The organism is Phenylobacterium sp. (assembly GCF_030697925.1).
Lineage (GTDB): Bacteria > Pseudomonadota > Alphaproteobacteria > Caulobacterales > Caulobacteraceae > Phenylobacterium.
On record NZ_JAUYOJ010000130.1, the window covers coordinates 15,189 to 38,824 of the forward strand.

The 23,636-nt window shown below is 69.3% G+C and carries 21 protein-coding genes; 15 read left to right on the forward strand and 6 right to left on the reverse strand.

Translation table 11 applies throughout. The features are described from left to right. Positions 1-106: 106 nt before the first annotated feature. Positions 107-1,756, reverse strand: coding sequence for a M28 family metallopeptidase (locus Q8Q88_RS11960; protein WP_305675414.1), 1,650 nt, complete (start codon positions 1,754-1,756; stop codon positions 107-109). 110 nt (positions 1,757-1,866) lie between these two features. Here Q8Q88_RS11960 and Q8Q88_RS11965 point away from each other — a divergent pair, with 110 nt between their 5' ends. From Q8Q88_RS11965 to Q8Q88_RS11980, 4 genes are read left to right on the forward strand one after another with little or no spacing between them, the layout of a single operon-like run. Next, the gene (locus Q8Q88_RS11965) at positions 1,867-2,529 is read left to right on the forward strand and encodes a TetR/AcrR family transcriptional regulator (protein ID WP_305675415.1); all 663 of its coding nucleotides are present in this window, start codon (positions 1,867-1,869) and stop codon (positions 2,527-2,529) included. Beyond that, complete coding sequence (locus tag Q8Q88_RS11970; protein WP_305675416.1) at positions 2,501-3,070, forward strand: carboxymuconolactone decarboxylase family protein; 570 nt, start codon at positions 2,501-2,503, stop codon at positions 3,068-3,070. The genes Q8Q88_RS11965 and Q8Q88_RS11970 overlap by 29 nt, the downstream gene beginning before the upstream one ends. Next, complete coding sequence (locus Q8Q88_RS11975; protein WP_305675417.1) at positions 3,067-3,825, forward strand: N-acyl homoserine lactonase family protein; 759 nt, start codon at positions 3,067-3,069, stop codon at positions 3,823-3,825. The genes Q8Q88_RS11970 and Q8Q88_RS11975 overlap by 4 nt, the downstream gene beginning before the upstream one ends. A 4-nt stretch (positions 3,826-3,829) precedes the next feature. Further along, the gene (locus Q8Q88_RS11980; protein ID WP_305675418.1) at positions 3,830-4,666 is read left to right on the forward strand and encodes an SDR family NAD(P)-dependent oxidoreductase; all 837 of its coding nucleotides are present in this window, start codon (positions 3,830-3,832) and stop codon (positions 4,664-4,666) included. Positions 4,667-4,669: 3 nt separating this feature from the next. Here Q8Q88_RS11980 and Q8Q88_RS11985 read toward each other — a convergent pair whose 3' ends face one another. Beyond that, positions 4,670-6,541: an ABC transporter ATP-binding protein gene (locus Q8Q88_RS11985; protein WP_305675419.1), complete on the reverse strand. Its 1,872-nt coding sequence runs from the start codon at positions 6,539-6,541 to the stop codon at positions 4,670-4,672. Continuing rightward, positions 6,538-8,349: an ABC transporter ATP-binding protein gene (locus Q8Q88_RS11990; protein ID WP_305675420.1), complete on the reverse strand. Its 1,812-nt coding sequence runs from the start codon at positions 8,347-8,349 to the stop codon at positions 6,538-6,540. Before Q8Q88_RS11990 ends, Q8Q88_RS11985 begins: the two co-directional genes overlap by 4 nt. 441 nt (positions 8,350-8,790) lie before the next feature. Between Q8Q88_RS11990 and Q8Q88_RS11995 the strand changes: the two genes are divergently transcribed. From Q8Q88_RS11995 to Q8Q88_RS12010, 4 genes are all read left to right on the forward strand, one after another. Then, complete coding sequence (locus Q8Q88_RS11995; protein ID WP_305675421.1) at positions 8,791-10,377, forward strand: AMP-binding protein; 1,587 nt, start codon at positions 8,791-8,793, stop codon at positions 10,375-10,377. A 23-nt stretch (positions 10,378-10,400) separates the two neighbouring features. Then, a complete protein-coding gene (locus Q8Q88_RS12000) occupies positions 10,401-11,474 on the forward strand; it encodes an alpha/beta fold hydrolase (RefSeq protein WP_305675422.1) in 1,074 nt (357 codons plus the stop codon). 173 nt (positions 11,475-11,647) lie between these two features. Further along, positions 11,648-12,865 (forward strand): amidohydrolase family protein, encoded by a 1,218-nt coding sequence (locus tag Q8Q88_RS12005; protein WP_305675459.1) that lies wholly within the window; start codon positions 11,648-11,650, stop codon positions 12,863-12,865. Positions 12,866-12,986: 121 nt separating this feature from the next. Further along, entirely contained in the window at positions 12,987-14,150 is a 1,164-nt protein-coding gene (locus tag Q8Q88_RS12010; RefSeq protein WP_305675423.1) for a DegT/DnrJ/EryC1/StrS aminotransferase family protein, read from the forward strand. A gap of 144 nt (positions 14,151-14,294) precedes the next feature. Here Q8Q88_RS12010 and Q8Q88_RS12015 read toward each other — a convergent pair whose 3' ends face one another. Next, complete coding sequence (locus tag Q8Q88_RS12015; protein WP_305675424.1) at positions 14,295-15,980, reverse strand: hypothetical protein; 1,686 nt, start codon at positions 15,978-15,980, stop codon at positions 14,295-14,297. Between the two features lie 198 nt (positions 15,981-16,178). Here Q8Q88_RS12015 and Q8Q88_RS12020 point away from each other — a divergent pair, with 198 nt between their 5' ends. The 5 genes from Q8Q88_RS12020 to Q8Q88_RS12040 all read left to right on the forward strand — a co-directional run bounded on the left by Q8Q88_RS12020 (position 16,179) and on the right by Q8Q88_RS12040 (position 19,959). Beyond that, positions 16,179-17,144, forward strand: a complete 966-nt coding sequence (locus Q8Q88_RS12020) for a zinc-binding alcohol dehydrogenase family protein (RefSeq protein WP_305675425.1) — start codon at positions 16,179-16,181, stop codon at positions 17,142-17,144. Between the two features lie 144 nt (positions 17,145-17,288). Next, complete coding sequence (locus Q8Q88_RS12025; RefSeq protein WP_305675426.1) at positions 17,289-18,125, forward strand: alpha/beta fold hydrolase; 837 nt, start codon at positions 17,289-17,291, stop codon at positions 18,123-18,125. After that, a complete protein-coding gene (locus tag Q8Q88_RS12030; RefSeq protein ID WP_305675427.1) occupies positions 18,122-18,556 on the forward strand; it encodes a DUF3995 domain-containing protein in 435 nt (144 codons plus the stop codon). Before Q8Q88_RS12025 ends, Q8Q88_RS12030 begins: the two co-directional genes overlap by 4 nt. 30 nt (positions 18,557-18,586) lie before the next feature. After that, positions 18,587-19,372: an SDR family NAD(P)-dependent oxidoreductase gene (locus tag Q8Q88_RS12035; protein ID WP_305675428.1), complete on the forward strand. Its 786-nt coding sequence runs from the start codon at positions 18,587-18,589 to the stop codon at positions 19,370-19,372. After that, positions 19,369-19,959, forward strand: a complete 591-nt coding sequence (locus tag Q8Q88_RS12040) for a histidine phosphatase family protein (protein WP_305675429.1) — start codon at positions 19,369-19,371, stop codon at positions 19,957-19,959. Before Q8Q88_RS12035 ends, Q8Q88_RS12040 begins: the two co-directional genes overlap by 4 nt. On the opposite strand, the gene Q8Q88_RS12045 is transcribed toward Q8Q88_RS12040, so the two are convergent. After that, positions 19,910-20,140 carry a hypothetical protein gene (locus Q8Q88_RS12045; protein WP_305675430.1) on the reverse strand — a complete coding sequence of 77 codons (231 nt, stop codon included), beginning with the start codon at positions 20,138-20,140 and terminating at the stop codon, positions 19,910-19,912. The genes Q8Q88_RS12040 and Q8Q88_RS12045 overlap by 50 nt on opposite strands. A 130-nt stretch (positions 20,141-20,270) precedes the next feature. Here Q8Q88_RS12045 and Q8Q88_RS12050 point away from each other — a divergent pair, with 130 nt between their 5' ends. Then, positions 20,271-21,017 carry a YebC/PmpR family DNA-binding transcriptional regulator gene (locus Q8Q88_RS12050; protein ID WP_305675431.1) on the forward strand — a complete coding sequence of 249 codons (747 nt, stop codon included), beginning with the start codon at positions 20,271-20,273 and terminating at the stop codon, positions 21,015-21,017. A 139-nt stretch (positions 21,018-21,156) separates the two neighbouring features. Here Q8Q88_RS12050 and Q8Q88_RS12055 read toward each other — a convergent pair whose 3' ends face one another. Beyond that, complete coding sequence (locus Q8Q88_RS12055; protein WP_305675432.1) at positions 21,157-22,059, reverse strand: LysR substrate-binding domain-containing protein; 903 nt, start codon at positions 22,057-22,059, stop codon at positions 21,157-21,159. Between the two features lie 102 nt (positions 22,060-22,161). On the opposite strand from Q8Q88_RS12055, the gene Q8Q88_RS12060 reads away from it, so the two are divergent. Beyond that, positions 22,162-23,586, forward strand: a complete 1,425-nt coding sequence (locus Q8Q88_RS12060) for a cytochrome P450 (RefSeq protein ID WP_305675433.1) — start codon at positions 22,162-22,164, stop codon at positions 23,584-23,586. The last annotated feature ends 50 nt before the right edge of the window (positions 23,587-23,636 follow it).

The following is a 23,636-nucleotide window of genomic DNA, read 5'->3' on the forward strand; positions in this document are numbered from 1 at the left end:
CGCATTCCGGCCTATCAACAAGCTCGACGCGGCGGAGACGCCCCCCTCACCCTGCCCTCTCCCCCCGGAAGACGGGTGGAGAGGAGGAAGACTGCGCCGGTCGCGCCTATTTCCGCTTCGCCGCGCTGGCGTCGCGGATCGGCTTGAACTCCGAGCCGGACTTCCAGTTGGGCCAGGCCGTCGAGTTGGCGGTTTCCTTGCCCATCTCGTAGAGCAGGGCCACGTCCTGGGCCGCGCCGCGCAGGTCCCAGTCGGCGCGCCAGACGTCGCAGGCCTTGTGGTAGCAGTTGGCCGTGTAGTCGCTGACCCAGGCTTCGCCCGCCGCGCGGCCGCCCTTGATCAGGTCCTGGCCGCCGCCCAATCCCATCAGAAGCAGCACCGGCACGCCGCGCTTGGCCAGGCTGAAGTGGTCGGCGCGGAAGAACAGCGCCCGCTCCGGATGGGCGTCGGGCGTCACCGTGCGATCCTGGCGCTTGGCGGCGGCGGCCAGCTGGTCTTCGAGCTCGCTCTGGCCGGCCCCGATCAGCACCACGTCCTTGGCCGGCCCCACGGGCTGCAGCACGTCGATAGTCAGGTTGGCAGCCATGGTCTCCAGCGGAACCGTCGGATGGACGCCGTAATATTCCGAGCCCAGCAGGCCGCGCTCCTCGGCGGTCCAGGCGGCGAAGACCAGGGTGCGGCCGGTCCGCGGCCCGGCCTTGAAGGCCCGCGCGATCTCCATCACCCCGGCCACCCCGATGGCGTCGTCCAGTGCGCCGGGACGGTCGGTCTTGCCCGCCGCGTCCGGCGCGCCCAGGCCGTAGGCGTCCCAGTGGGCCGAGAACATCACGCTCTCGTCCGGCCGCTTGGCGCCGGTCAGCTTGCCGATGACATTGCGGCTGACCACCTGGGTGTGGGCCACCGCATAGTTCGCCGAGAAGGCCGCGCCCTTCAGGGTCACCGGGTGGAAGGCCTTGGTCCGCGCCGCGACCTTCTGGGCCTCCAGGTCCAGGCCCGCGCCCTTGAAGAGATCGACCGCCGCCTCCCGCGTCAGCCAGCCCTGCAGCAGCAGCTTGTCCTTGGCCGGGTCGGGCCGGACGATGTCGAAGGCCTCGCCGTTGGAGGCGATCACCGTCGACCAGCCATAGCCCGCGCCGGGCGCCTCGTGGACGATCAGGGCGCCGAGCGCGCCGCGCCGCGCGGCCTCCTCGTACTTGTAGGTCCAGCGGGCGTAATAGGTCGCCGCCTGGCCGCCGAAGGTCCCGGCCACCGGCTCCCCGGGCTTGGCCTCGAAATCGGGGTCGCTGATCAGGAAAACCGCGATCTTGCCCTTCAGATCGACGCCCTTGAAATCGTCCCAGCCACGCTCCGGCGCGGTGACGCCGTAGCCGACAAAGACCAGCGGCGCATCCTTGATCGCCACCCGGTCGACCGGTCGCAGGGTGGAGACCGATATATCGGCGCCCCGGACCAGGGGCCGCGAAGCGCCGTCCTGGCTGAGCGAGATGGTCGAGACGCCGGGCAGCTCGAACTTCACCAAGGCCACGTCCTGGGTCCAGCCCCCCTTCTCGCCCGCCGGCTCCAGGCCCAGCGCCGCGAATTCCCTGGTCAGGTAGGCGATGGTCTTGGCCTCCCCTGGCGAGCCCGGCCCGCGGCCCTCGAACTCGGGCGCCGCCATGGTCTTGACGATCGCCGACAGCCGCGCCGGATCGATTGGGCCGGACTCCTGGGCCTGGGCGGCGGTGGCGAGAAGGAGGGCGGCGGCGAGAATCCGCATGGAGGACGCTCCGGAAACGACGAGGCGACGACCCTTACACCGGCTTCGGTGTTCGGACACCCGGGTCACGGCGATTGCCAGACGAACGATCGTTCGTTAGGATTGGCCGCGTGAAAACCGGACCCGCCCTCGTCAAGGACACCCGCGCCCGCATTCTCGAGGCGGCGCTCGAGCTGTTCGCCGAGCACGGCTTCGCCGGCACCTCGGTGCGGCGGCTGGCCCGGGAGGTCGGCCTGCGGGAGAGCAGTCTCTACAACCACTTCGCGGGCAAGGAGGCGATCTACCACGCCCTGATCGACGCCTATGGCCCGGCCAGTTCCGCCGACCGCCTGCGCGGGCCGCGCTACGCCGAGGTGAAGGACGATCCGGCCGGCTTCTGCCGGCTCTATGTCGAGGACCTTCTCGACCAGTGGTCGGACCCTCGCGAGCAGCGGTTCCAGGAGCTGATCCTGGCCGAGCGCAACCGGTTCGAGGGCGAGCGCGCCCACTATGTGGAGGCCCTGTTCTCCGACGAACTGGGGGTGGTCACCCGCTACTTCAGCGGCTTCGCCCAAGGCGGCCAGATCACCGCCGCCAATCCCGGCGAGACGGCTCGCCTGTTCATGGCCGGCCTGACCTTCATCCGGCTCGAGCACTACATCATGCCCGCCAAGGCCTCGCTGCGCGCCCGCGTCCGCGCCGCCCTCGACCGGTTCCTCGATACCTTCCTGGCGCTTGTCGCCAGGTCCCAACCTGGAGACGCCCATGAGCCGGCTACCGCTCGTCGATCCTGACACCGCCACCGGGGAAACCGGCGAAGCCCTGCGCGCCGCCGTGGTCAAGCTGAACATCTTCAGGATGATGGCCCACGCGGAGACCTGCGCCGTGCCGCAGATGCGTCTGGGCGGGGCGATCCTGGCCAAGCAGGAGCTGAGCCACCACCTGCGCGAACTGCTCATCCTGCTGGTCGCCAACCTGGAAGGCGGCGCCTATGAATGGGTGCAGCACGTCCCCATCGCCGAGGGCGTGGGCGTGCCGTCCGCCCAGATCGTGGCCATCGGCGAGGGCGAGCTGGCGGCCCCGGTCTTCGACGCCGCCGAGCAGGCCCTGCTGGCCTTCGGCCGCCAGGTCATCGAGACCGTCCGCGTGGAGGACGCGGTTTTCGCCGAAGCCAAGCGCTGGTTCTCCGACCGCGAGATCGTCGAAGCGATCCTGACCATCGGCTTCTACATGACCATGGCGAGGCTCACCGAGGCGACCTGCACGCCGATCGACCCGCCCGCCGGCATGAAGGTGTTCAACTCCGCCCAGCGCGCCGCGGGGGCGCCGGCGTGAGCGTCGAGCTCTTCGCCTTCACCTGCGGCCACCTGACCATTCCGCACGGCTTCTTGCTAGAGGGCCGCGACGGTTGGATCACCGTGCCGATCCCCGCCTATCTGATCGTCCACCCCAAGGGCCGGGCGGTGTTCGACAGCGGCCTGCACATCCAGACCCAGACCGACCCGGTCGGCTATATGGGCGCGGCGGGCTTGAAATACGCGACCTTCCATTTCCATCCCGGTGAGGAGCTGGCCGCCCGGCTGGCGGCCATCCAGGTCGATGCGACCTCGGTGGAGTATGTGGTCAATTCGCACTGGCACTACGACCACGCTGGCGGCAACGCCCAGGTCCCCAACGCCGATGTGGTGGTCCAGGGGCGCGAGGTGAGCCACGCCTTCGCCGCCGGCGCCGCCGCGGGCTACCTCAAGCAGGACTTCGACACAGGCCAGCGGCTCAAGCAGGTGGACGGCGAACACGACCTGTTCGGCGACGGCTCGGTGGTCTGCTTGCCGACCTACGGCCACACGCCGGGCCACCAGTCGCTGCGGGTCAGGACGGCGGGCGGCGAGTTCATTCTCTGCGGCGACGCCTGCTACCTCAAGGAATCCCTGGAGAACCTGCACGCCCCCGGGGTGATCGCCGACAAGCCCGCCGCCCTTTCCGTCTTCCACCGGTTCCGGGCGATGCAGGCCCGCGGCGCGCGGATCATGTACGGCCACGACCCCGACTTCTGGAAGACCATCCCCCAAGCGCCCGTCAGGCTGGGCTAGGATCATGACGCAGACCGAACTGAAACCCCGTCCGCCCAGCGCCGAGTCCCTCGGTGAGGCCCCCGGCCGCGGCCGGCTGGCCGGGCGGCGCATCCTGGTGGTCGGCGGCGGACAGCGGGTGTTCGACGCGGCCACAGACCCGATCGGCAACGGCCGCGCCATGTGCCTGCTCTACGCCCGCGAAGGCGCCAAGGTCGCCGTCGCCGATGTCAACCTGGCCAGCGCCGAGGAGACCGCCCGGCTGATCCGCGAGGCGGGCGGCGATGCCGAGGCGGTGGAGGCCGACGTCACCGTCGAGGCCGACATGGTGCGGATGTTCGAGGAGGCCTCGGCCGCGCTCGGGGGCCTGGACGGCCTTGTCTACAATGTCGGGACCTTCGGCGGGACGGGGCTGCGCGGCTTCGACATCGAGGAGTGGGACCGCATCTTCGCCATCAACCTGCGTGGGGCCATGCTCTGTTGCCGCGAGGGGCTGGAGCGGCTGGAGGCCGGCTCGCCCATCGTGCTGATCTCGTCCATCGCCGCCCTGCGGGCCGGCTCGCAACTGGTGGCCTACGACACCTCCAAGGCGGCGCTGGCGGCCCTCATGCGCCATAGCGCGCTCGCGGGCGGCAAGCGCGGCATCCGGGTCAACACCGTCTATCCGGGCTTGGTCGATACCCCCAACGGCCGCGCGGCCGGGGCCGGCCGGCCCTCCCGCGGCAAGGGCGAGCACCTGCCCTTTGGCCGCCAGGCCACCGCCTGGGAGATCGCCTACGCGACCCTGTTCTTCATGTCCGACGAGAGCGTCTATGTGACGTCCCAGCAGCTCGCGGTGGATTCCGGCGCCAGCGGCCTCTGAGACTCAGGTCCGCGTGGCGAACTCGGCGTCGCCGGTGGCCGCCACCACCTGGTCGTCGAAGGAGGCGTGGGCCGAGGTGTAGAGGTGGGCGTAGAGCCCGCCATGGGCCATCAGTTCGTCGTGCGGCCCCTGTTCCAGGATACGGCCCTGCTGCAGCACCACGATGCGGTCGGCGTCGCGGATGGTCGCCAGCCGGTGGGCGATGACCATGCAGGTGCGGCCGGCGAACAGCACCTTCAGCGCCTTCTGGATCGCCTGCTCGGTGAAGGAGTCGATATTGGCTGTGGCCTCGTCGAGGATCAGGATCTGCGGGTCGGCCACCAGGGCTCTCGCGAACGAGATCAGCTGTCGCTGGCCCATGGAGATGTTGCGGCCCCGCTGGCCGAGCATGGTCTGGTAGCCCTCGGGCAGGCGCATGATGAAGTCGTGGGCCGAGACCGCCTTGGCCGCGGCGATCACGTCGTCGGTGGTGGCGCCCTCGGTGTTGTAGCGGATGTTCTGCTCGATCGTGCCGGTGAACAGGAACGGCTCCTGCAGCACCATGCCGATGGTGGCGCCCAGCGAATCTAGGGTCACGTCGCGCACGTCGTGGCCGCCCACCAGCACCTGGCCCTGATCCACCTCATAGAACCGGTGGGTCAGCGCGATGATCGAGGTCTTGCCCGACCCGGTCGGCCCCACCAGGGCCACCACCTCCTTGGGCCGCACGGTCAGGCTGATGTCGTGCAGCACCGGGCGCTTGGGATCGTAGCCGAAGGTGACGTTCTTGAACTCGACCGTGGCCGGGATGTCCTTCAGCGGGATGGCGTCGGGCTTGTCCTGGATGGCGATGGAAACGTCCAGCACCTCGAAGATCCGGTGCCCGGCGGCCATGGCCCGCTGCATGATCGTGTACTGCATCGACAGCATGCGGACCGGATCGAAGAACCGCTGCACATAGAAGATGAAGGCGACCATGACGCCTACGTCGAGGCGTCCGCCCAGCACCGCCCCGCCGCCCACCACGATGACGATGGCCATGGCGAAGCCGGTGAGCACGTCCACCGTCGGCACCATGATCTGGGTCATCCAGGCCGCCCCGTTCTGGGCGTCCATGTTCTCGCGGGCCTTGTCCTTGTAGAGCTCGAAGTTCACCGCCTCGCGGCGGGTCTCCTGCACCGTGCGGATGCCGTTGATGTTCTCGGCCAGGGCCGAGTTGGCGGTGGACGAGGCGTCGCGCGCCTCGCGGAAGCTGGACTTCGAGAACGGCAGCCAGATCGCGCGGATCGCGATCAGCGCCGGCAGCACGGTCAGGGTCAGCAGGCCGAGCTTCAGGTCCATGCTCAGCAAGACGGCCGTGATGCCGACCAGCATGACCACGTCGCCGATGGCGCCGGTGGAGCTCTCCAGGAACTCCTGCAGGGCGTTCACGTCCCCCTGCAGTCGGGCCATGATCCGGCCCACATGGGTTTTGTCCATGAAGGACAGCGACACGTCCTGGAAGTGGTCGAACATCTTGCGGCGGATGTCGAAAATCACCCGCTGGGCGAGGCGCGCCGACAGCCATTGCTCCACGAAGAAGGCGACGGAATAGACCGCCACCAGGCCCGCGAAGGCGACCAGCGTGCGGTCCAGTTTCTCCGCGTCCCCGGTCACCGCCGAATTGACCGCCTGGCCGATCACGGCCGGAATCGCCACCACCGAGACCGCGGCGAACAGCACCGCGACCACAGCCATGGCGAAGGCCTTCTTGTGCGGCCTGAGGAATACGAGGAACCGGCGCGCGACCTTGGTGTCGAAGGTCCCGAAGATGTCGTCGCCCTCGGAAGACCCCAGCGAAGCGCGCGGCTGGCGCGGCGCCTCGTTCGAGGGGATGTCGGCGGTGACGTCGCTCATCCGCGGACCTCCTCGATCTCGGGCGCCGGCGCGTCGTCCAGCACGGCCTCGGCGTCCGAGCGGGTCTGCAGCTCATAGAGGTCGGCATAGACTCCGCCCTGCCGGACCAGCTCGGCATGGGTCCCGCGCTCGACCACCTGGCCATCGTCCAGGACGATGATGTGGTCGGCGTGCATCAGGGACGACAGGCGGTGGGCGATGACGATTGTGGCCTTGGTCTGGGTGGCGTGGGCCAGCGCGTCGCGCACGCGGCGTTCGGTCACCGCGTCGATGGCGGCGGTGGAGTCGTCGAAGATCATCACGCCGGGTCCGGGCACCACCCCGCGGGCGATGCTCATCCGCTGGCGCTGGCCTCCGGACAGGGCTACGCCGCGCTCACCGACCCGAGTCTCATAGGCCTCCGGCAGGCCGGCGATATGGTCGTGAATCTGAGCGGTCTTGGCGGCGTCGACGATACGGTCCTCGGCCGCCCAGGGATCGGCATAGGCGACGTTGTGGCCGATGGACGAGTCGAACAGGAAGGCCTCCTGCTGCACCAGGCCGACATATTCCCGAAGGCTCGCCAGGGTCATGTTGCGGATGTCCTGGCCGTCGATGGTGACCGCCCCGCCGGTGACGTCGTAGAAGCGCGGGATCAGGTTGGCGAGGGTCGACTTGCCGCTGCCCGGCGGCCCGACGACGCCCAGGGTCTGGCCCGCGCGCACCTCGAAGCTGACATCCTTCAGGACCTGCTTGCCGCCCGGGTCGTAGGCGAAATCCACATGGTCGAACCGCAGCGTGCCCTGCGTGGGCGCCAGCGGTTTCGCGCCGGGCGCATCGGCGATCTCCGGCTCCAGGTCCAGCACTTCGAACAGCCGCGCCCCGGACGAAGTGGCCCGCGCCGCGGCGTTGAAGATCATGGCGATCTGGCGGATCGGGGTCTGCAGCAGGGTCATATAGGTGAGGAACTCGGTGAGCTTGCCCACCGTCATGGTCCCGTCGATCACCTTGTGGCCGCCGTACCAGAGCAGCACCCCCATGGAGCCGTAGAACGAGACCTGCATCACCGACACCGCCCGGAACCGCAGGGTGATGCGCTTGTAGGAATAGTGGAGCGCATCCAGCGAGGCGGCGTCGAACTTGGCCATCTCGAAGCGCTTGCCGGCGAAGGCGCGCACCACGCGGATGCCCTGCAGGTTCTCTTCCATGGTGAGCGTCAGGATCGCCATCAGCTCCTGAACCCGCAGCCAGGTGACCCGCAGCAGGAAGCCCATCCGCCCCAGCGCCGCGCCCGCGACCGGCACGAAGGCCAGGCCGATCAGGCCCATGACCACGTCAGTCGACAGCATCATGTAGCTGGCGAAGCCCAGCAGCAGGGCCAGCGTCAGGGCCTGCATCATGCCGCCCTGGATGAAGACCCGCGCCCCCTCCAGGTCGAGCATGCCCCGGGTGATCAGGTCGCCGGAGTGGATGCGGTCGTGGAAGCCGAAGCTGAGCCGCTGGAGCTGCTGGAAGAAGCGCAGTCTCAGGTCGTAGCCCACCTGCTGGCTGACATATTCCCCGTGATAGCCGGCGGCCATGGTCATCAGGCCCCGCACGATGGTCGCGGCGATCACCAGCAGGGCCGTGCCCCACAGCGCCGCCTGGGCCTCCGCCGCATGGCCGGCGCCGGCCGTGAGCAGCACCTGGGCCTGGTCCACCGCATTGCCGAACAGGCGCGGCAAGGCGAGGCTCGCCACGGCGGACCCAAGGGAGCAGATGATGGCCAGCGACACGCGACCCGGATACTTCAGGGCCAGCGCGGTGATCCGCTGCAAGACCCTGGGCATCTGACTGACATCCACCTTCGGTGCGGAGTCAGAAGGTCCCGCCCTCCGCTGGGAGGGGGGAGAATCACTCATCACAATTTCCATGTCCGAGTATGGAAACTATTTTGCGGCGCCGGTTCCCCGCGCGCCAGACACGATTTGACGACATGGATGAAATATAGATTTGTCCGTATGCGCCGTTCTACAGGGCGCCCTTGACGGCGCCGGGCCGGCCTCATGGCCTACCGCTGGGCCGAAACGCCCGGGCCCGATCCGGTCGCCGTACGGATTTCACACGGCGTTGTCGCCGCCGCGATCCCCTGTCATGGTGGGTTTACGAGACGGAAAGGCCCAAGCCCGCGCGCATATTTCGCGTTGTCGGCCGGCCGCAAAACTCCGTCGCGCACCATAGAAAAAGCGCCGCGCCGCCGTTCCTCCGGCCCGTGGCGACGGGAGGATTTGATGGAAGATTTGAAAGAGCGCGTGAGCCTGGACCAGGCCCTGGAAGCGGCCGCCACGGTCGGCATGACCACCGCCGTCTGGGCTCGGGTGCATCCCGACAAGGCCGCGGCCATCGACCCCGGCGGCCGGACCAAGACCTTCGCCCAGCTCAACGCCGCGGCCAACCGGCTCGCCCGTCTCTTCCGTCAGCACGGCCTCAAGGCCGGCGATTCCCTGGCCCTGGTCTGCTCCAATCGCGCCGAGTTCGTGGAGGTCCTGGCCGCCACCCTGCGGGCCGGCATCCGCTTCACCCCGGTGAACTGGCACCTGACCGTCGACGAGATCGCCTACATCATCAAGGACTGCGAGGCCAAGATCCTGGTCGGCGAGGCCCGGGTGGCCAGCGTCGGACCCGCCGCCGAGCAATGCCCCGACCTGGTCCTGAAGCTCGCGGTCGGTGGGGCCATTCCGGGCTTCGTCGACTACGACACCGCGCTCGCCCCGCTCGACGGCTCCGACATCCCCGACCCCGTGCTCGGCAATTCGATGATGTACACCTCGGGAACCACCGGCCGGCCGAAGGGCGTCTTCCGCCCGGCCCCGGTGATCACCCCCCAGGCCATGTACGCCCTGCGCGGCTACGATCACGAGACCTCGATCCAGCTCTGCGCCGGCCCAGCCTATCACGCCGCGCCGCTGGCCTTCGACGTCCGCGCCGCCATGGGCGCCGGCGTGCCGCTGCACTTCATCGACAAGTGGGATTCCGAACTGGTCCTGAAGACCATCTCCGAGAAAAAGGTCACCCACCTGCACCTGGTGCCGATCATGTTCCAGCGGTTGCTGGCCCTGCCGCCGGAGGTGAAGGCCAGGTACGACGTCAGCCACGTGAAGTACATCGTCCACGGCGCGGCGCCCTGCCCGCCCGAGGTCAAGCACGCCATGATCGAGTGGTTTGGCCCGATCCTATCGGAATACTATGCGGGCTCGGAGGGCGGCGCCGGCTTCACCATCTCCTCCGAGGAATGGCTGAAGAAGCCCGGCAGCGTCGGCAAACGCCCCATGCTGCTGCAGTGCCGGATCCTCGACGAAGCCGGTAACGACCTGCCCAACGGCGTGGCCGGCGGTATCTATCACCAACTCCCGCCCGGCGGCGGCTTCACCTATTACAAGGACGAGGCCAAGACCAACGCCAGCCGGGTGGACGGCTTCTTCACCATGGGCGACGTCGGCTATTTCGACGAGGACGACTACCTGTTCCTCACCGGCCGCAACGCCGAGACCATCATCTCCGGCGGGGTGAACATCTATCCGCAGGAAGTCGACAACGAGCTGATCAAGCACGAGGCGGTGGCCGACTCCTCCACCGTCGGCGTGCCGCACGACGAGTGGGGCGAACAGGTCAAGGCGGTGATCCTGCTGAAGCCGGGCTACCAGCCATCGGACCAGCTGGCCCAGGAGATCCTCGACTTCGGCCGCAAGACCCTGTCGGCCTTCAAGGTGCCCCGCAGCCTGGACTTCGTGACCGAACTGCCGCGATCCGAGGCCGGCAAGATCCAGCGCAACAAGGTCCGCGCCCCCTACTGGGAAGGCCGCACCCGGCAGATCTAGGCGCAGCGCGACGAGGGGGGAGAATGCCGGCGATCACCCGGTGGGTTCGGGTCGGGCTCACGCTGTTCATCCTCGTCGCGGCGGTCGCGACCGCGCGGCTGTTCGCGCCGATCTCGACGCCGCCCTTCGAAGGCCCGGCCGGAAGGCCGCTAGCGGGCAGCATTGCGGTCGCCGAACGCTGGGCGATCAACGGCGTCGAGCAGTCCGTCATCATTCGGGGCCGCGACGCTTCCAAGCCGATCCTCGTCTGGCTTCATGGGGGGCCTGGATCCAGCGAGACGCCGATCCTGCGCGTGCTGAACGGCCGGCTCGAAGACTCCTTCACAGTCGTCTACTGGGACCAGCGCCTGGCCGGCCAGACGCTCGATCCCCGCGCGCCGCCCCCCGAGAGCTTGACCGTCGATCAGATGGTCGCCGATCTCGACGTGCTGGTGAACCGGCTCCGCGCCCGGCTTGGCCAGGACAAGGTCATCCTTGTCGGCCACTCCTGGGGCACGATGCTCGGGGTCCTCTACGCAACGCAGCATCCGAACAAGGTCTCGGCTTATGTCGGCATCGGGCAGATGGCCGATAAGCCGCGCGCCGAGGCGCTGTCCTACGCTTACGCCGTCGATCAGGCGCGACGCCGGCAGGACGGCGAAGCGCTGCGCCAGCTCCGGGAGATCGGGCCGCCGCCCTATTCCGGCGAGGAAATCTTCGTGCAGCGCGCCTGGCTCGACGCGTTCGGCGGCGCCTCCTACGCGGACATGAGCCTTCCGCGCCTGATCCTGATGAGCCTCGGATCCTCAGAGGCGAACTGGCGCGACCTCTACGCCACCACGAACGGGGGCGTGCTGGGCGCCCGGCTTCTGGAGCCGCAACTCCTGAGCCGGAACCTCGACCGGACCTATCTAAGCTTCGAGGTCCCCGTGCTGATCGCCGCGGGTCGGCACGACCACCTGACCAGCTCCACCCTGGTCCGGGACTATTTCGAGCGCATCCAGGCGCCCGCCAAGACGTTGGTCTGGTTCGAACGCTCCGGACACAATCCGCATCTGGAGGAGCCGGCGAAGTTCAACGCCTGGCTGGTCGACGCCCTGCGATCCTCGCCGCCATAGCCATCCATCGGCGATACATCGCTTGGCCATCCCGCGCGGCCCCGCATAGGATCGCGCCAGCTCGGGGCGCGGCCTCGAAATCCAGTGGGGCTGAACCTGTGAAGATCCTGATTTCGGGCGTCGCGCTCGCCGCGACGTTCGCCCTGGCCGCCTCCGCCCAGGCGGCGGGTCCCATGACCTTCGTCCAGGCCGGCAAGGTGCTGATCGACCCCGCCTCGGGCAAGGTCGAGACCGCCAAGACCCTGGTGGTCCAGGACGGCAAGGTGGTGCGCATCGCCGACGGCTATGTCTCCGATCCCGGCGCGAGCGTGGTCGACCTGAAGGACAGCTTCGTCCTGCCCGGCCTGATCGACAGCCACGTCCACCTCACCGGCCAGCAGAACCCCAACAGCCGCCTGGAGGAGGTCACCCAGTCCTCGGCCGAACAGGCCATGGTCGGCGCCCGCTACGCCAAGCGCACCCTGATGGCCGGCTTCACCACCGTGGCCGACCTGGGCGCCGAGAACGCCGCGATCTTCGCCCTGCGCAACGCCACCGCCAATGGCGATGTCCCCGGCCCGCGGATCATCGCCTCGGGTTCGGCGATCTCCGTCCACGGCGGCCACGGCGACGTCAACGGCTTCAGCGAGGAGGTCATGCACGTCCTGCGGCCGGGCTCGGTCTGCTCGGGACCCGACGACTGCCGCCGCGCGGTGCGCGAGCAGGTCTGGAAGGGCGCCGACATCATCAAGATCACCGCCACCGGCGGGGTGCTGTCCAACACCGCCGCGGGCCTGGGCCAGCAGTTCTCCGACGAGGAGCTGGCGGCCATCGTCGACGCCGCCCACCGCATGGGCCGCAAGGTCACGGCCCACGCCCACGGCCTGGACGGGGTCAACGCCTTCCTCAAGGCCGGCGGCGACTCCATCGAGCACGGCACCTATCTCGACGCCTCGTCCATCGCCCTGTTCAAGAAGTCCGGCGGCTATCTGGTCCCGACCTTGATGGCCGGCGACTATGTGGCCCGGATCGCCGCCGGCCCCGGCAACTTCCTCACCCCGGCCCAGACCGCCAAGGCGCTGGAGGCCGGCCCCAAGATGCTGGACATGGCGCGCCGCGCCCATGAGGGCGGGGTCAAGATCGCCTTCGGCACCGACACCGGCGTCTCGGCCCACGGCGACAACGCCCAGGAGTTCGCCCTGCTGGTGAAGGCCGGGCTCACGCCGCTGGAGGCGGTTCAGTCCGCCACGGTGGTCGCCGCCGAGCATCTGGGCCTCTCCAGGGAGATCGGCGCCCTGACGCCGGGCCACGCCGCCGACCTGATCGCGGTGAAGGGCGACCCGCTCAGCGACATCACGGTCCTGCAGCAGGTCGGCTTCGTGATGAAGGGCGGCACGGTCCACAAGGACTGACGCCTCGCCCCGGCGCGCGCGGCCATGGCCTGAGCGGTCGCAAAAATCCGTCACCAAGCGTGTTTGGCTTCGCTAGACTCCCCATGCCATGAAGCGCGCCGCTTCAGACTCGGATCGCCAGATGCCCATTCCGTTCATCGATCTCCAGGCCCAGCGGGCCCGCCTCGGCCAGCCGCTGGAGGACGCCATCCTCAAGGTGGTGCGCTCTGGCGCCTACATCATGGGGCCGGAGATCGCCGAGTTCGAACGCCAGATGTCCGACTATGGCCAGGCGCCGTTCGTGCTCTCCTGCGGCTCGGGGACCGAGGCCCTCGTCCTGCCGTTGATGGCCTGGGAGATCGGGCCGGGCGACGCGGTGTTCTGCCCGTCCTTCACCTTCGCCGCCACCGCCGAGGCCATGCCCCTGGTCGGCGCCTCGCCGGTCTTCGTCGACATCCTGCCCGACACCTACAATCTCGACCCCGCCAAGCTGGACGCCGCCATCGTCGCGGTGAAGGCGGAAGGCAAGCTCACCCCGAGGGCGGTGATCGCCGTCGATCTGTTCGGCCAGCCGGCGGACTATCCGGCCATCGCCGCGGTCGCGGCCAAGCACGGCCTGAAGCTGATCGCCGATTCCGCCCAGGGCTTCGGCTGCACCTTGAACGGCCAACACCCGATCCATTGGGCCGACGTCACCACCACCAGCTTCTTCCCGGCCAAGCCGCTCGGCTGCTACGGCGACGGCGGGGCGGTGCTGTGCAAGGACGAACGCCTGCACGACCTGCTGGTCAGCCTGCGCGTCCACGGCCAGGCGGTGAAGTCCGACCTTGTGGGCCGAACCTTCGACCACGATCCCAAGTACCTGAATCTGCGCATCGGCATGAACAGCCGGATGGACACCATCCAGGCCGCGGTGCTGCTGCAGAAGCTGACCATCTTCGACGACGAGATCGCGGCGCGGAACGTGGTCGCCGACCGCTACGCCCAGGGCCTCTCCGACGTGGTCGCGGTTCCCAAGGTGATCGACGGCGGAGTCTCGGTCTGGGCCCAGTACACCATCGAGACGCAAGATCGCGACGGCCTGGCCGCCCACCTGAAGAGCCAGGACATCCCCAGCGCCGTCTACTACCCGATCCCGATCCACAAGCAGGACGTCTATTCGGTCTATCCGGCCCCGGGGGGCCTACCGGTCACCGAGGCCAAGTCGAAGGTGGTCATGAGCCTGCCCATGCACCCCTATCTGACCCCCGACCACCAGGACCAGGTGATCGCCGCCATCCGCGCCTATGTGAAGCGCAACGGCTGAGCCGCCCCCAAACAACAACGGACGCGACCCGTGGGGGGCCGCGTCCGTCTCTGATCTGTGACCGCTCGAAACTCCCCCAAGCTCGACCGTTCCAGTCGGGTCAACGGAAACACAGCTGCGACGGCCGCGCATGACGCAAATGGACTATGCCGCGGCGTCGCGCAGGATTTCCTCCCAGTGCTTCAGGGCCAGCAGGTGGCCGATCCCGGGCTTGATGCGCAGCTCACGGGGCGTGTCGCCCAGGAAGGCCAGCAGGTCGGGAAGCGGCGCCATCACATCCTCCGCCCCGTGCCAGACCACCAGCGGCGCCCGCAATGAAGTGACGGTCAGGTTCTGGCCGCGCCGGAAGGCGCGCACCTCGTCGGCTGGCCCGCGGCTTGTGCGGGCCAGGGCCTCACCCACATAGGCGGCGATGAAGGGCAGCACCTCGGGGTGGCCTTCGACAAAGGCCTGGTCGCTGGGGGAGTGGGCGATGGAGCGGCGCAGCACCTTCTCCACCTGGGTCAGCGAGACTCGCAGCCGCAGGACCGCGAACAGGGTCTCGACCACCCATGGATTGTTCTCGATGCGGGCGCGGAATTGGGCGAGCGGATTGCGGGGGGCGTCTTCCAGCCGCCGCGGCGGCCGGCCGGAATAGAGATGCACCGCCGTAACCCGCGCCCCCAGCCGGATGGCCGTCTGCAGCGCCGAGGGCGCCCCCGACAGCAGGGCGCCGATCCGCAGCGTCTTGAGCTCCAGGCGGTCGCACAGCTCGACCATGTCCTGCGCCACGCCGTCGAAGCTGTAGTCCGACCTGGGGTCGGACTGGCCGAAGCCCGGCCGTTCGGCGCTGATGATCCGCAGGCCGAGTTCGCGGGCAAGGCCCTGGGTCCCGGGCGGCATCAGCGACGAGCCCAGACCCTCGTGGAAGGACAGGATCGCCCGGCCGGCCGGATCGCCATAGTCGCGATAGGCCAGGCGCCTGCCGTCGGCCAGTACGATGCTGCGCACCGTGGGCGCGTCGAGGACGGCGTGCTCCACCCGCCGCTCGGGCCCCTCGGCGTCCATGGCGTTGGCCACCGCCGACAGCTCCGTCAGGGCGCGGATCAGGTCACTCTGCCGGTTCAGCCCCATCTTGTCGAAGATGGCGCGGAGCTGGTTACGCACGGTGTTGACGCTGACCTCCAGATCGTCGGCGGCCTCCTTCAGCGCCCGGCCGTCGCGCAGTTTCATGGCCAAACGAACCTCGGCGGCCGTGAGGCCGAAGCTCTCGCGCATGGCCGCCCACAGCCGGCCGGTCTCCTCGATAGCCGGGAACACCACGGCGAAGGCGTCCTGCGTCATCTCCGCGGGTCCGATGGCGCCCGGCAGGTCGCGAGCCGGGATCACATAGGAGAAACGCGGACCCTCCTCGGCGTCGCGCAGCAGCTTCAGGATGATGCGACCGCCGGCCAGGGCCCGGGCCTGGCCCAGGGCCCGGCTGAGAGCCTCGCCATTGGCGGGATCGGAGAAGGTCGGGGCCGAGCCGATCCGCAGCTCGCCCAGGCCATCCTCCATCACCGTCTGGGCCGCGGAATTGGCAGCGATCGTCCGCCCCTGCGCCGACAGCACGATCCAGCCAATGTCGTTCCGGAGCTGTCGGGCGCCGCCCGGCCCCTCGTCCGAACGGCTCAGCAGCCGGGCGATATCCTCGCTGTGGGCCAGGTCGCGGATCGACTGGACGGAGAGGTCTTCGCCCTCGGGCTCCGCGCCGAGCGCGTCGATGAGCTGTTCCCAGTTCTCCAGATCGGCGGCGATCCGATACATGGTCTCGATGACCAGGGCGGCCTTGGCGTCTCTATCGGCGTCCATGCGGGCGGGTCGCCAGTTCTTGCGGGAGAATCAGGCGTCAAGCGTAGCGAACAGGTTCTCCGAACACGACAATTCTAAAACAGCCCGTGCGCCGCCTCGCCAAATCCTCCAGCGACGCCGGGCTTTCCCTTGCGCGGCGCCCTTCCGCCCGGTTAGCTTCCGGTCAAACATTTGTTTAAGTCATTTGGGGGAAAACGCATGAAAGCGGCGGTCTATTACGAGAACGGCGGTCCCGAGGTCCTGAAGTACGAGGAGGTCCCCGACCCCGCCTGCCACCCCAAGGGCGTCGTAATCCGCGTCGAGGCGGTCGCCATCGAGGGTGGCGACACGCTGAACCGCTGGCGCGGCCCGCTGATGACCGTGCCCCATGTGGTCGGCTACCAGGCCGCCGGGGAGATCGTCGCGGTCGGCGCCGAGGTCACCCACCTGAAGGTCGGCCAGAAGGTCGCCACCGTGAACAATTGGGGCAGCCACGCCGAGCTGCGTTCCGTCCCGGCCCGCAACTGCTGGCCGATCCCCGATGGCTTCGACGTCAAGAAGGCCGCCGCCATCCCGGTCACCTTCGGCACCGCCCACGACTGCCTGTTCGAGTTCGGACGCCTGAAGAAGGGCGAGACCGTCCTGGTCCAGGCCGGCGCCTCGGGCGTCGGCGTCGCCGCCATCCAGCTCGCCAAGCGCGGCGGGGCGAGCCTGATCCTGGCCACCGCCTCCTCAGATGAGCGGCTGGAGCGGCTGAAGCCGCTCGGCCTCGACCACGGCATCAACTACACCCGCGACGATGTGGTCCGCGAAGCCAAGCGCCTGACCGACAACAAGGGCGTCGACGTGATCGTCGACTCGGTCGGCGGCCCTACCCTGCAGGGCTCGATCAATGCGCTGGCCTATCGCGGCCGGGTCTCCATGGTCGGCGCCGCCGGGCGCGAGGCCATGGTGGTCGACGTCGGCTCGATGATGGGCGGCAACCGCTCGCTGTCGGGCGTCTTCCTGGGCGCGGAGATCGGCACCGACCGGGTGCACGACAACATCCAGCAGCTGATCGACGACGCCGCCAAGGGCGAGCTTGAGGTGGTGGTCGACAAGGTCTTCAAGCTGTCGGAAGCCGCCGAGGCCCACGCCTATATCGAAAGCCGCGCCGCCGTCGGCCGCGTGGTCTTGGTGCCTTAGATTCAAGTCCAAACACGTGTCATCCCGGAAAGCGCGCGGCGCTTGTCCGGGACCCATACGCACAGGTTCCGCCGGATCGATCGGTGCGTATGGGTCCCGGCCTTCCGCTGCGCTACAGCCGGGATGACAGCCTAGGAGAGCCCCATGCCCCGCGCGAAGAACAGCGCCGTCGAGATCGAGTACGAGAGCTTCGGCCCCGCCGAGGCGCCCGCCGTCCTGCTGATCAACGGCCTGGGCTCGCAGATGACCCGCTGGCCGGCGGCCTTCTGCGAAAAGCTCGTCGCCAGGGGCTATCGCGCCCTCCGCTTCGACAACCGCGACGCTGGGCTTTCCACCTGGTTCAAGCCGGGCGAGTCCTATGCGCTCTCCGACATGGCCGCTGACGCCGTGGCGGTGCTGGACGCCGCGGGCGTGAAGAAGGCCCACGTGGCCGGGGTCTCCATGGGCGGCATGATCGGCCAGGCCGTGGCCATCGCGCATCCCGACCGGGTGCTGTCGCTGACCTCGATCATGTCGGCCAGCGGCGCGCCGGGGACCCTGGACCCGACGCCGGAGGCCGGCGCGGTCCTGACCACCGCCCCGCCCGATCCCCAGGCCGACCGCGAGGCCTTCATCGCCCATGGGGTGAAGAACGCGCTGACCATCGGCAGTCCCGGCTATCCCTGGCCCGACGGCGCTCTGCGCGAGCGGGTCATCGCCGAGCATGGGCGGGCCTTCAACCCCACCGGCTCGGCCCGCCAGATGGCCGCCATCCGCGCCGACGGCGACCGCACCGAGCGGCTTTCGAGGCTCGCCGTCCCCGCCGTGGTCCTGCACGGCGCCGACGATCCGCTGGTGCGGCTGGTCGGCGGCGAGGCCACCGCCAGCGCCATTCCCGGCGCCGAGCTGCGGGTGATCCCGGGCATGGGCCACGACCTGCCGCCGGCCCTCTACGACACCTTCATCGACGCCATCCTGGCCGCGGCGGAGCGCGCCCGGTGATCAACCCGCTGGCCATAGGCCTCGCGGCCCTGCTGCTGGCCATCGCCGGACTGCATTTTTCCTGGGCTTTCGGCTTTCGCTGGCCGGGAACCGATGAGCTGAGCCTGGCCGACAAGGTGCTGGGAGCGCGGCCCGGCTCGCGGATGCCCTCCGCCGGCCTGACGATCTTCGTGTCGCTGGCGATCGCCGCCGGCGCCGCCGTGATCGTCGCCTTCAGCGCCGAAGTCCTGGACGGGCCTTGGCGGCCGCTGGTCGCCACGGCCTATCTCGTGCTGGCCGGAGTCTTCCTGGTGCGCGGCCTGGCGGGCTTCGTCCCCGCCGTCTGGCGGCGCGCGGAGGGGACCGCCTTCCACCGCCTCAACCAACTCTACTATTCGCCGCTCTGCCTGCTGATCGCCGCGGGCCTGGCGGTCAATTTCGCGCTCGGCTGAACCCCGGGCGCCAACCTCGAAGGAACCACCATGGGACGACTTTCCGGCAAGACCGCCGTCATTACGGGCGCCGCCAGCGGCATCGGCCGGGCCAGCGCCATCCTGTTCGCGAAAGAGGGTGCGAACCTGGTCATCGCTGACAAGGCCGAGGCCGTGAACGACACCGCCAAGATGGTGACGGAGGCCGGCGGCCAGGCCGTGGCCCTGGTCGGCGACGCCGGCGAGGAGGCCTTCGTCGAGAGCCTGGTGGCCCGCGCGGTGAAGGACTTCGGCGGCCTCGACGTCTGCTGGGCCAATGCCGGCGTCTCCGGCGGCTGGACCCCCTTCGACGAGCAGGACAGCGCCTTCTGGGCCGAGATCCTGCGCATCAACCTGATCGGCGCCTTCCTGGCCGTGAAGCACGCTTCGCGGGTGATGATCCCAGCCGGCAAGGGCTCGATCATCTGCACGGCCTCGGTGGCCGGCATCCGCTCGGGTGCGGGCGGCTCGCCCTATTCGGCGTCGAAGGCGGGCGTCATCAGCCTGACCCAGACCGCGGCCAACGAGTTCTACGGCACGGGCGTGCGGGTCAACGCCATCTGCCCCGGCCTGATCGAGACCGGCATGACCCAGCCGATCTTCGACGGCGCCCGGGCCCGCGGCAACGAGGACAAGATCGGCCAGCTCAATCCGCTGACCCGCGGCGGCGTGCCCATCGAGATCGCCAACGCCGCCCTGTTCCTCGCCTCCGACGAAGCCTCCTATGTCAACGGCCACGCCATCGTGGTCGACGGCGGGCTGTCCTCCTCCCACCCCGTGGTCCGCCGCAAGCGATGATCTACCTGGCGCGGCACGGCGAGACGCACTTCAACGCCGAGGGGCGGATGCAGGGTCATCTGGACTCGCCCCTCACCGAGCGCGGTCGCGCCCAGGCGCAGGCCATGGGCGAGCGGCTGGCCGAGCTGATCGGCGACCCGGCCGGCTGGCGGCTGATCTCCAGTCCGCTCGGCCGCGCCCAGGCTACCGCCAAGGCGATCGCCGCCCGCGTGGGGCTCACGCCGGAGATCGACCACCGGCTGATCGAGGTGTCGTTCGGCGACTGGGATGGACGGCTGCGCGGCGAGCTGGCGCGGGAGCACCCCGACACCTTCGGCGCCGGCCAATGGCAGTTCGCGGCGCCCAATGGCGAGGGCTACGAGTCCGTCGAGACCCGTGTCGCCGACTGGCTGTCGGAGCTGCCGCCGGAGTCGGAGCGCAAGGTCATCATCGTCTGCCACGGCGGTTCGGGCCGCGTGGTGCGCGGGGCCTATCTGGGCCTCTCGCGCGCCGAGACCTGGGCCCAGGACGTCCCGCAGGACGCCGTCTATCGCCTACTCAATGGATCGAGCGAGAGAATAGACTGTTCCAGCGTGGCCGCGGACTGATCCGGCTCGAGAGCACGACCAGCCCCAGGGCCGCCACCGCGCCCAGCAGGAAGGCGCCGGCCACCGCGCCCGAAAGCCCCGCCGCCCCGATGGTCAGCGGGCGGCGATCCATCCAGTGGACGACCTCGGTCTCCGGGGCCTCGGCGAGGTTGTCGTCGGTATAGTCGCTGTAGTCGGTCATCTCTGGGCTCCACCGCGTCCAAGGGCTCAACCCCCAGGCGGGGCCGTGGTTCCTCCGTCCCCGGCTGGCCTTCGCCGCCGTCGGACGCTAGAAGCGCCCACCTGCTGCAAGAAAAGCCAGAACGAGACCCATGGCCGGACACTCCAAATTCAAGAACATCATGCACCGCAAGGGCCGCGCCGACGCGGTGCGGTCCAAGCTGTTCTCCAAGCTCAGCCGCGAGATCACGGTGGCCGCCAAGGCGGGCCTCCCCGATCCGGCGATGAACGCCCGCCTGCGCCTGGCGGTGGCCAACGCCAAGGCCGAGTCCATGCCCAAGGACAATATCGACCGGGCGATCAAGAAGGGCGCCGGCGGCGACGCCGAGAGCTATGACGAGGTCCGCTACGAGGGCTTCGGCCCCGGCGGTGTCGCCATCATCGTCGAGGGCCTGACCGACAACCGCAACCGCGCCGCGGCCAATATCCGCACCATCTTCTCCAAGAACGGCGGCAATCTCGGCGCCTCCGGCTCGGTGGCCTTCCAGTTCGACCGCCTGGGCGAGATCACCTATCCGGCCAAGGTGGGCACCGAGGACGCGGTCATGGAGGCCGCCATCGAGGCTGGCGCCCAGGACGTGGAGTCCGACGAGGACGGCCACACCATCTACACCGCCTACGAAGACTTCGCCGAGGTCGCCGCGGCCCTCGAGGCCACGCTCGGCGAGGCCAAGACCACCAAGATCATCTGGCGCGCCCAGAACCTCACCCCGATCTCCGGCGAGCCGGTCGGCACGCTGATGAAGCTGCTCGACGCCCTGGACGACGACGACGACGTCCAGAACGTCTACGGCGACTACGACATCTCCGACGAGGACCTGGAGAAGTACGGCGGGTGAGTAGCGCCGGCTTCGCCGTCCTCCTCGCCGTTCATCCCCGCGAAAGCGGGGACCCAGGTTGTTTTCGTTCTTCCGGCGCTGACAACAAAAACGCCTGGGTCCCCGCTTTCGCGGGGAAGAACGGAATTGGAGGTGGGGCCTAGCCTCGCCCCGGCGGCGCGGGGGCCTTGGCTGCTTCCTCCGTCAGCCAGTCGCGGAACGCCGCCACCGCCGGCTTGACCTCCTTCGACGGCGTCAGGAACCAGAACCGCGAGGGTGTGGGCGCGAAGCCCAGCGGCGCGGCCAGCCGCCCGGCGGCGATGTCGCCGGCCACATAGATCCAGGGGCTCAGGCCCACCCCCATGCCGGCGGCGGCGGCCTCCAGCACATAGAAGACGTGCTCGAACTCCTGGACTTCCGGCGCCTGCGGCAGGGTGATCCCCGAATTGTTCTCCCACTCGCTCCAAGCGGTCTGGCGGGTGCCGGTGGTCAGCCGGGTCAGCCCCTCCAGCCCGGTGGGCCCGCCGCCCACCAGTTGCGGCGCCGTCACCGGCCCGGTGAAGTTCTCCAGGAAGGCCATGGCGTGGGCGCCGGCGATCGGCGCGGTCTCGTTCACCCGGATCGCCGCGTCGAACCGCTCGCGGGCGAAGTCCACCGAGGCGTAGGACTCGGTCACCCTCACCCGCACGGCCGGATGGCGCGCGTGGAAGGCCGGCAGGCGCGGGATCAGCCAGCGAATGGCCAGGGTGCCGACGCAGGACAGGTGCAGCTCCTCGTGGGCGGCGGCCTTGAGGTCGGTCAGGGTCCGCTCCACCTGGTCGAAGGCGCCCGACAGGGACGCCGCCAGCCGCTGGCCCGCCTCGGTCAGCTTCAGCCGGTGGCGTGGTCCCTGCGTGAGTTCGAGCCCGACCGCCTCCTCCAGGCTGCGGATCTGGCGGCTCACCGCCCCGTGGGTGACGCACAGCTCGTCGGCGGCCAGCGTCATGCGCCCGCGCCGCGCGAAGGCCTCGAAGGCGCGCAGGGCGGTCAGCGGCGGCAGCGAACGCTTTTCCAGCAGCCTCATCCTTGTGATCTCACCTCACAAGCATACCGCGGTTATATCGTTTGGTGCAACGCAGCACGTCGCCCATCCTGACGGCGTCGAAAGGCTCGCAAGACCAACGCCATGACGGATATCAACCTCGCCCTCGATCGCCCCTTCGCCCAGGAACCGTCGTCGCCACGCGCGCCTCCCACGCGTTTCCGGCCCGCCGCGCCGGATCAGCCAGAGACCTGGCCGAGCCTCTACGACGTGTTCCTGGGCGAAACCTCGCGCAATCCCCTGGTCGGCTGGCCGCGCGAGACCTTCGACGTCCTGAACCGCAAGACCAAGATCCTGCACCTGACCTATCACGGGATCAGCGACCCGGAGGGGATCAAGCGGGTCTTCCTCGACAACGCCGCCAACTACCCCAAGCCCGGCCTGGTCCGGAAGATGGTGGCCCCGGCGCTCGGCGATGGCCTGTTCTCGGCCGAGGGCGAGCTGTGGCGCGACCAGCGCCGGCTGATGGCTCCGGTCTTCACCCCCGCCGCCCTGGCGGGCTTCAACCCCACCTTCATGGCCGTGGCGCGCCGCACCGCCGACCGCTGGGCCATGGGCTCGATCGAGCGGGTCGACATCGCCGCCGAGGCCACCCGCACCACCTTCGAGATCATCGACGAAGCCCTGTTCTCCGGCCAGGCGGGCCTCAATTTCAAGGACACGGCGCCACATCTCGAGGCGCTGATTGCGGCCACCGGCGAGTACCGCCTGGGCGTGCTGTTCGGCATGCCCTGGCTCGACCAGAGCGCCGGCCAGCGCCGCGGCGCCCGGGGCCGCAAGGTGCTGCTGGGCCAGCTCGCCGACTTCATCGCCAGGCGCCAGGCCGCCCCCTCGCCCAGCGAGGACTTCATGACCCGGCTGCTCGACGCCTTCGCCGAGCGCTACGAGCCCAAGGTCGCCGCCAAGCTCGCCCTGGACAACGCCGCCACCTTCTTCGTCGCCGGCCACGAGACCACCGCCAACGGCCTGGCCTGGGCCATCTACCTGCTCAGCCGCGACCCCCAAGCCCAGGACTGGGCGCGCGAGGAGGCCCAGGCCGCCCTGGAGGCCGGCGGCTCGCCGGCCGAGATCCTCGCCCGCCTGCCCTATCTACGGATGGTCTGGGACGAGACCCTGCGCCTCTACCCCCCGGTGCCGCGCATGGACCGCCAGGCCTTGGAGGACGACGAGATCTGCGGCCAGCCGGTGCGCAAGGGCGAGATGGTCAGCGTCTGGCCCTGGGTGGTGCATCGCCACCGCAAGCTCTGGAACGAGCCCGAGCTGTTCAACCCGGAGAACTTCGACCCCGAGGCCAAGGCCCAGCACCACCGCTTCCAGTACATCCCCTTCGGCGCCGGCCCGCGCATCTGCATCGGCATGGCCTTCGCCCAGGCCGAGGCCATGCTGATCCTCTCCCATTGGCTGGCCCGGTTCCGCTTCCGGCCGGTCGACGGCCACATCGTCACCCCCGTCGCCCACACCACCCTCAGGCCTCAGGGCGGCCTGCCGATGATGGTCGAGCGGGTCTAGGGATTACTTGCGGTGGTGGTCTAGCATCGTGTTCCTTCTCCCCTTGCGGG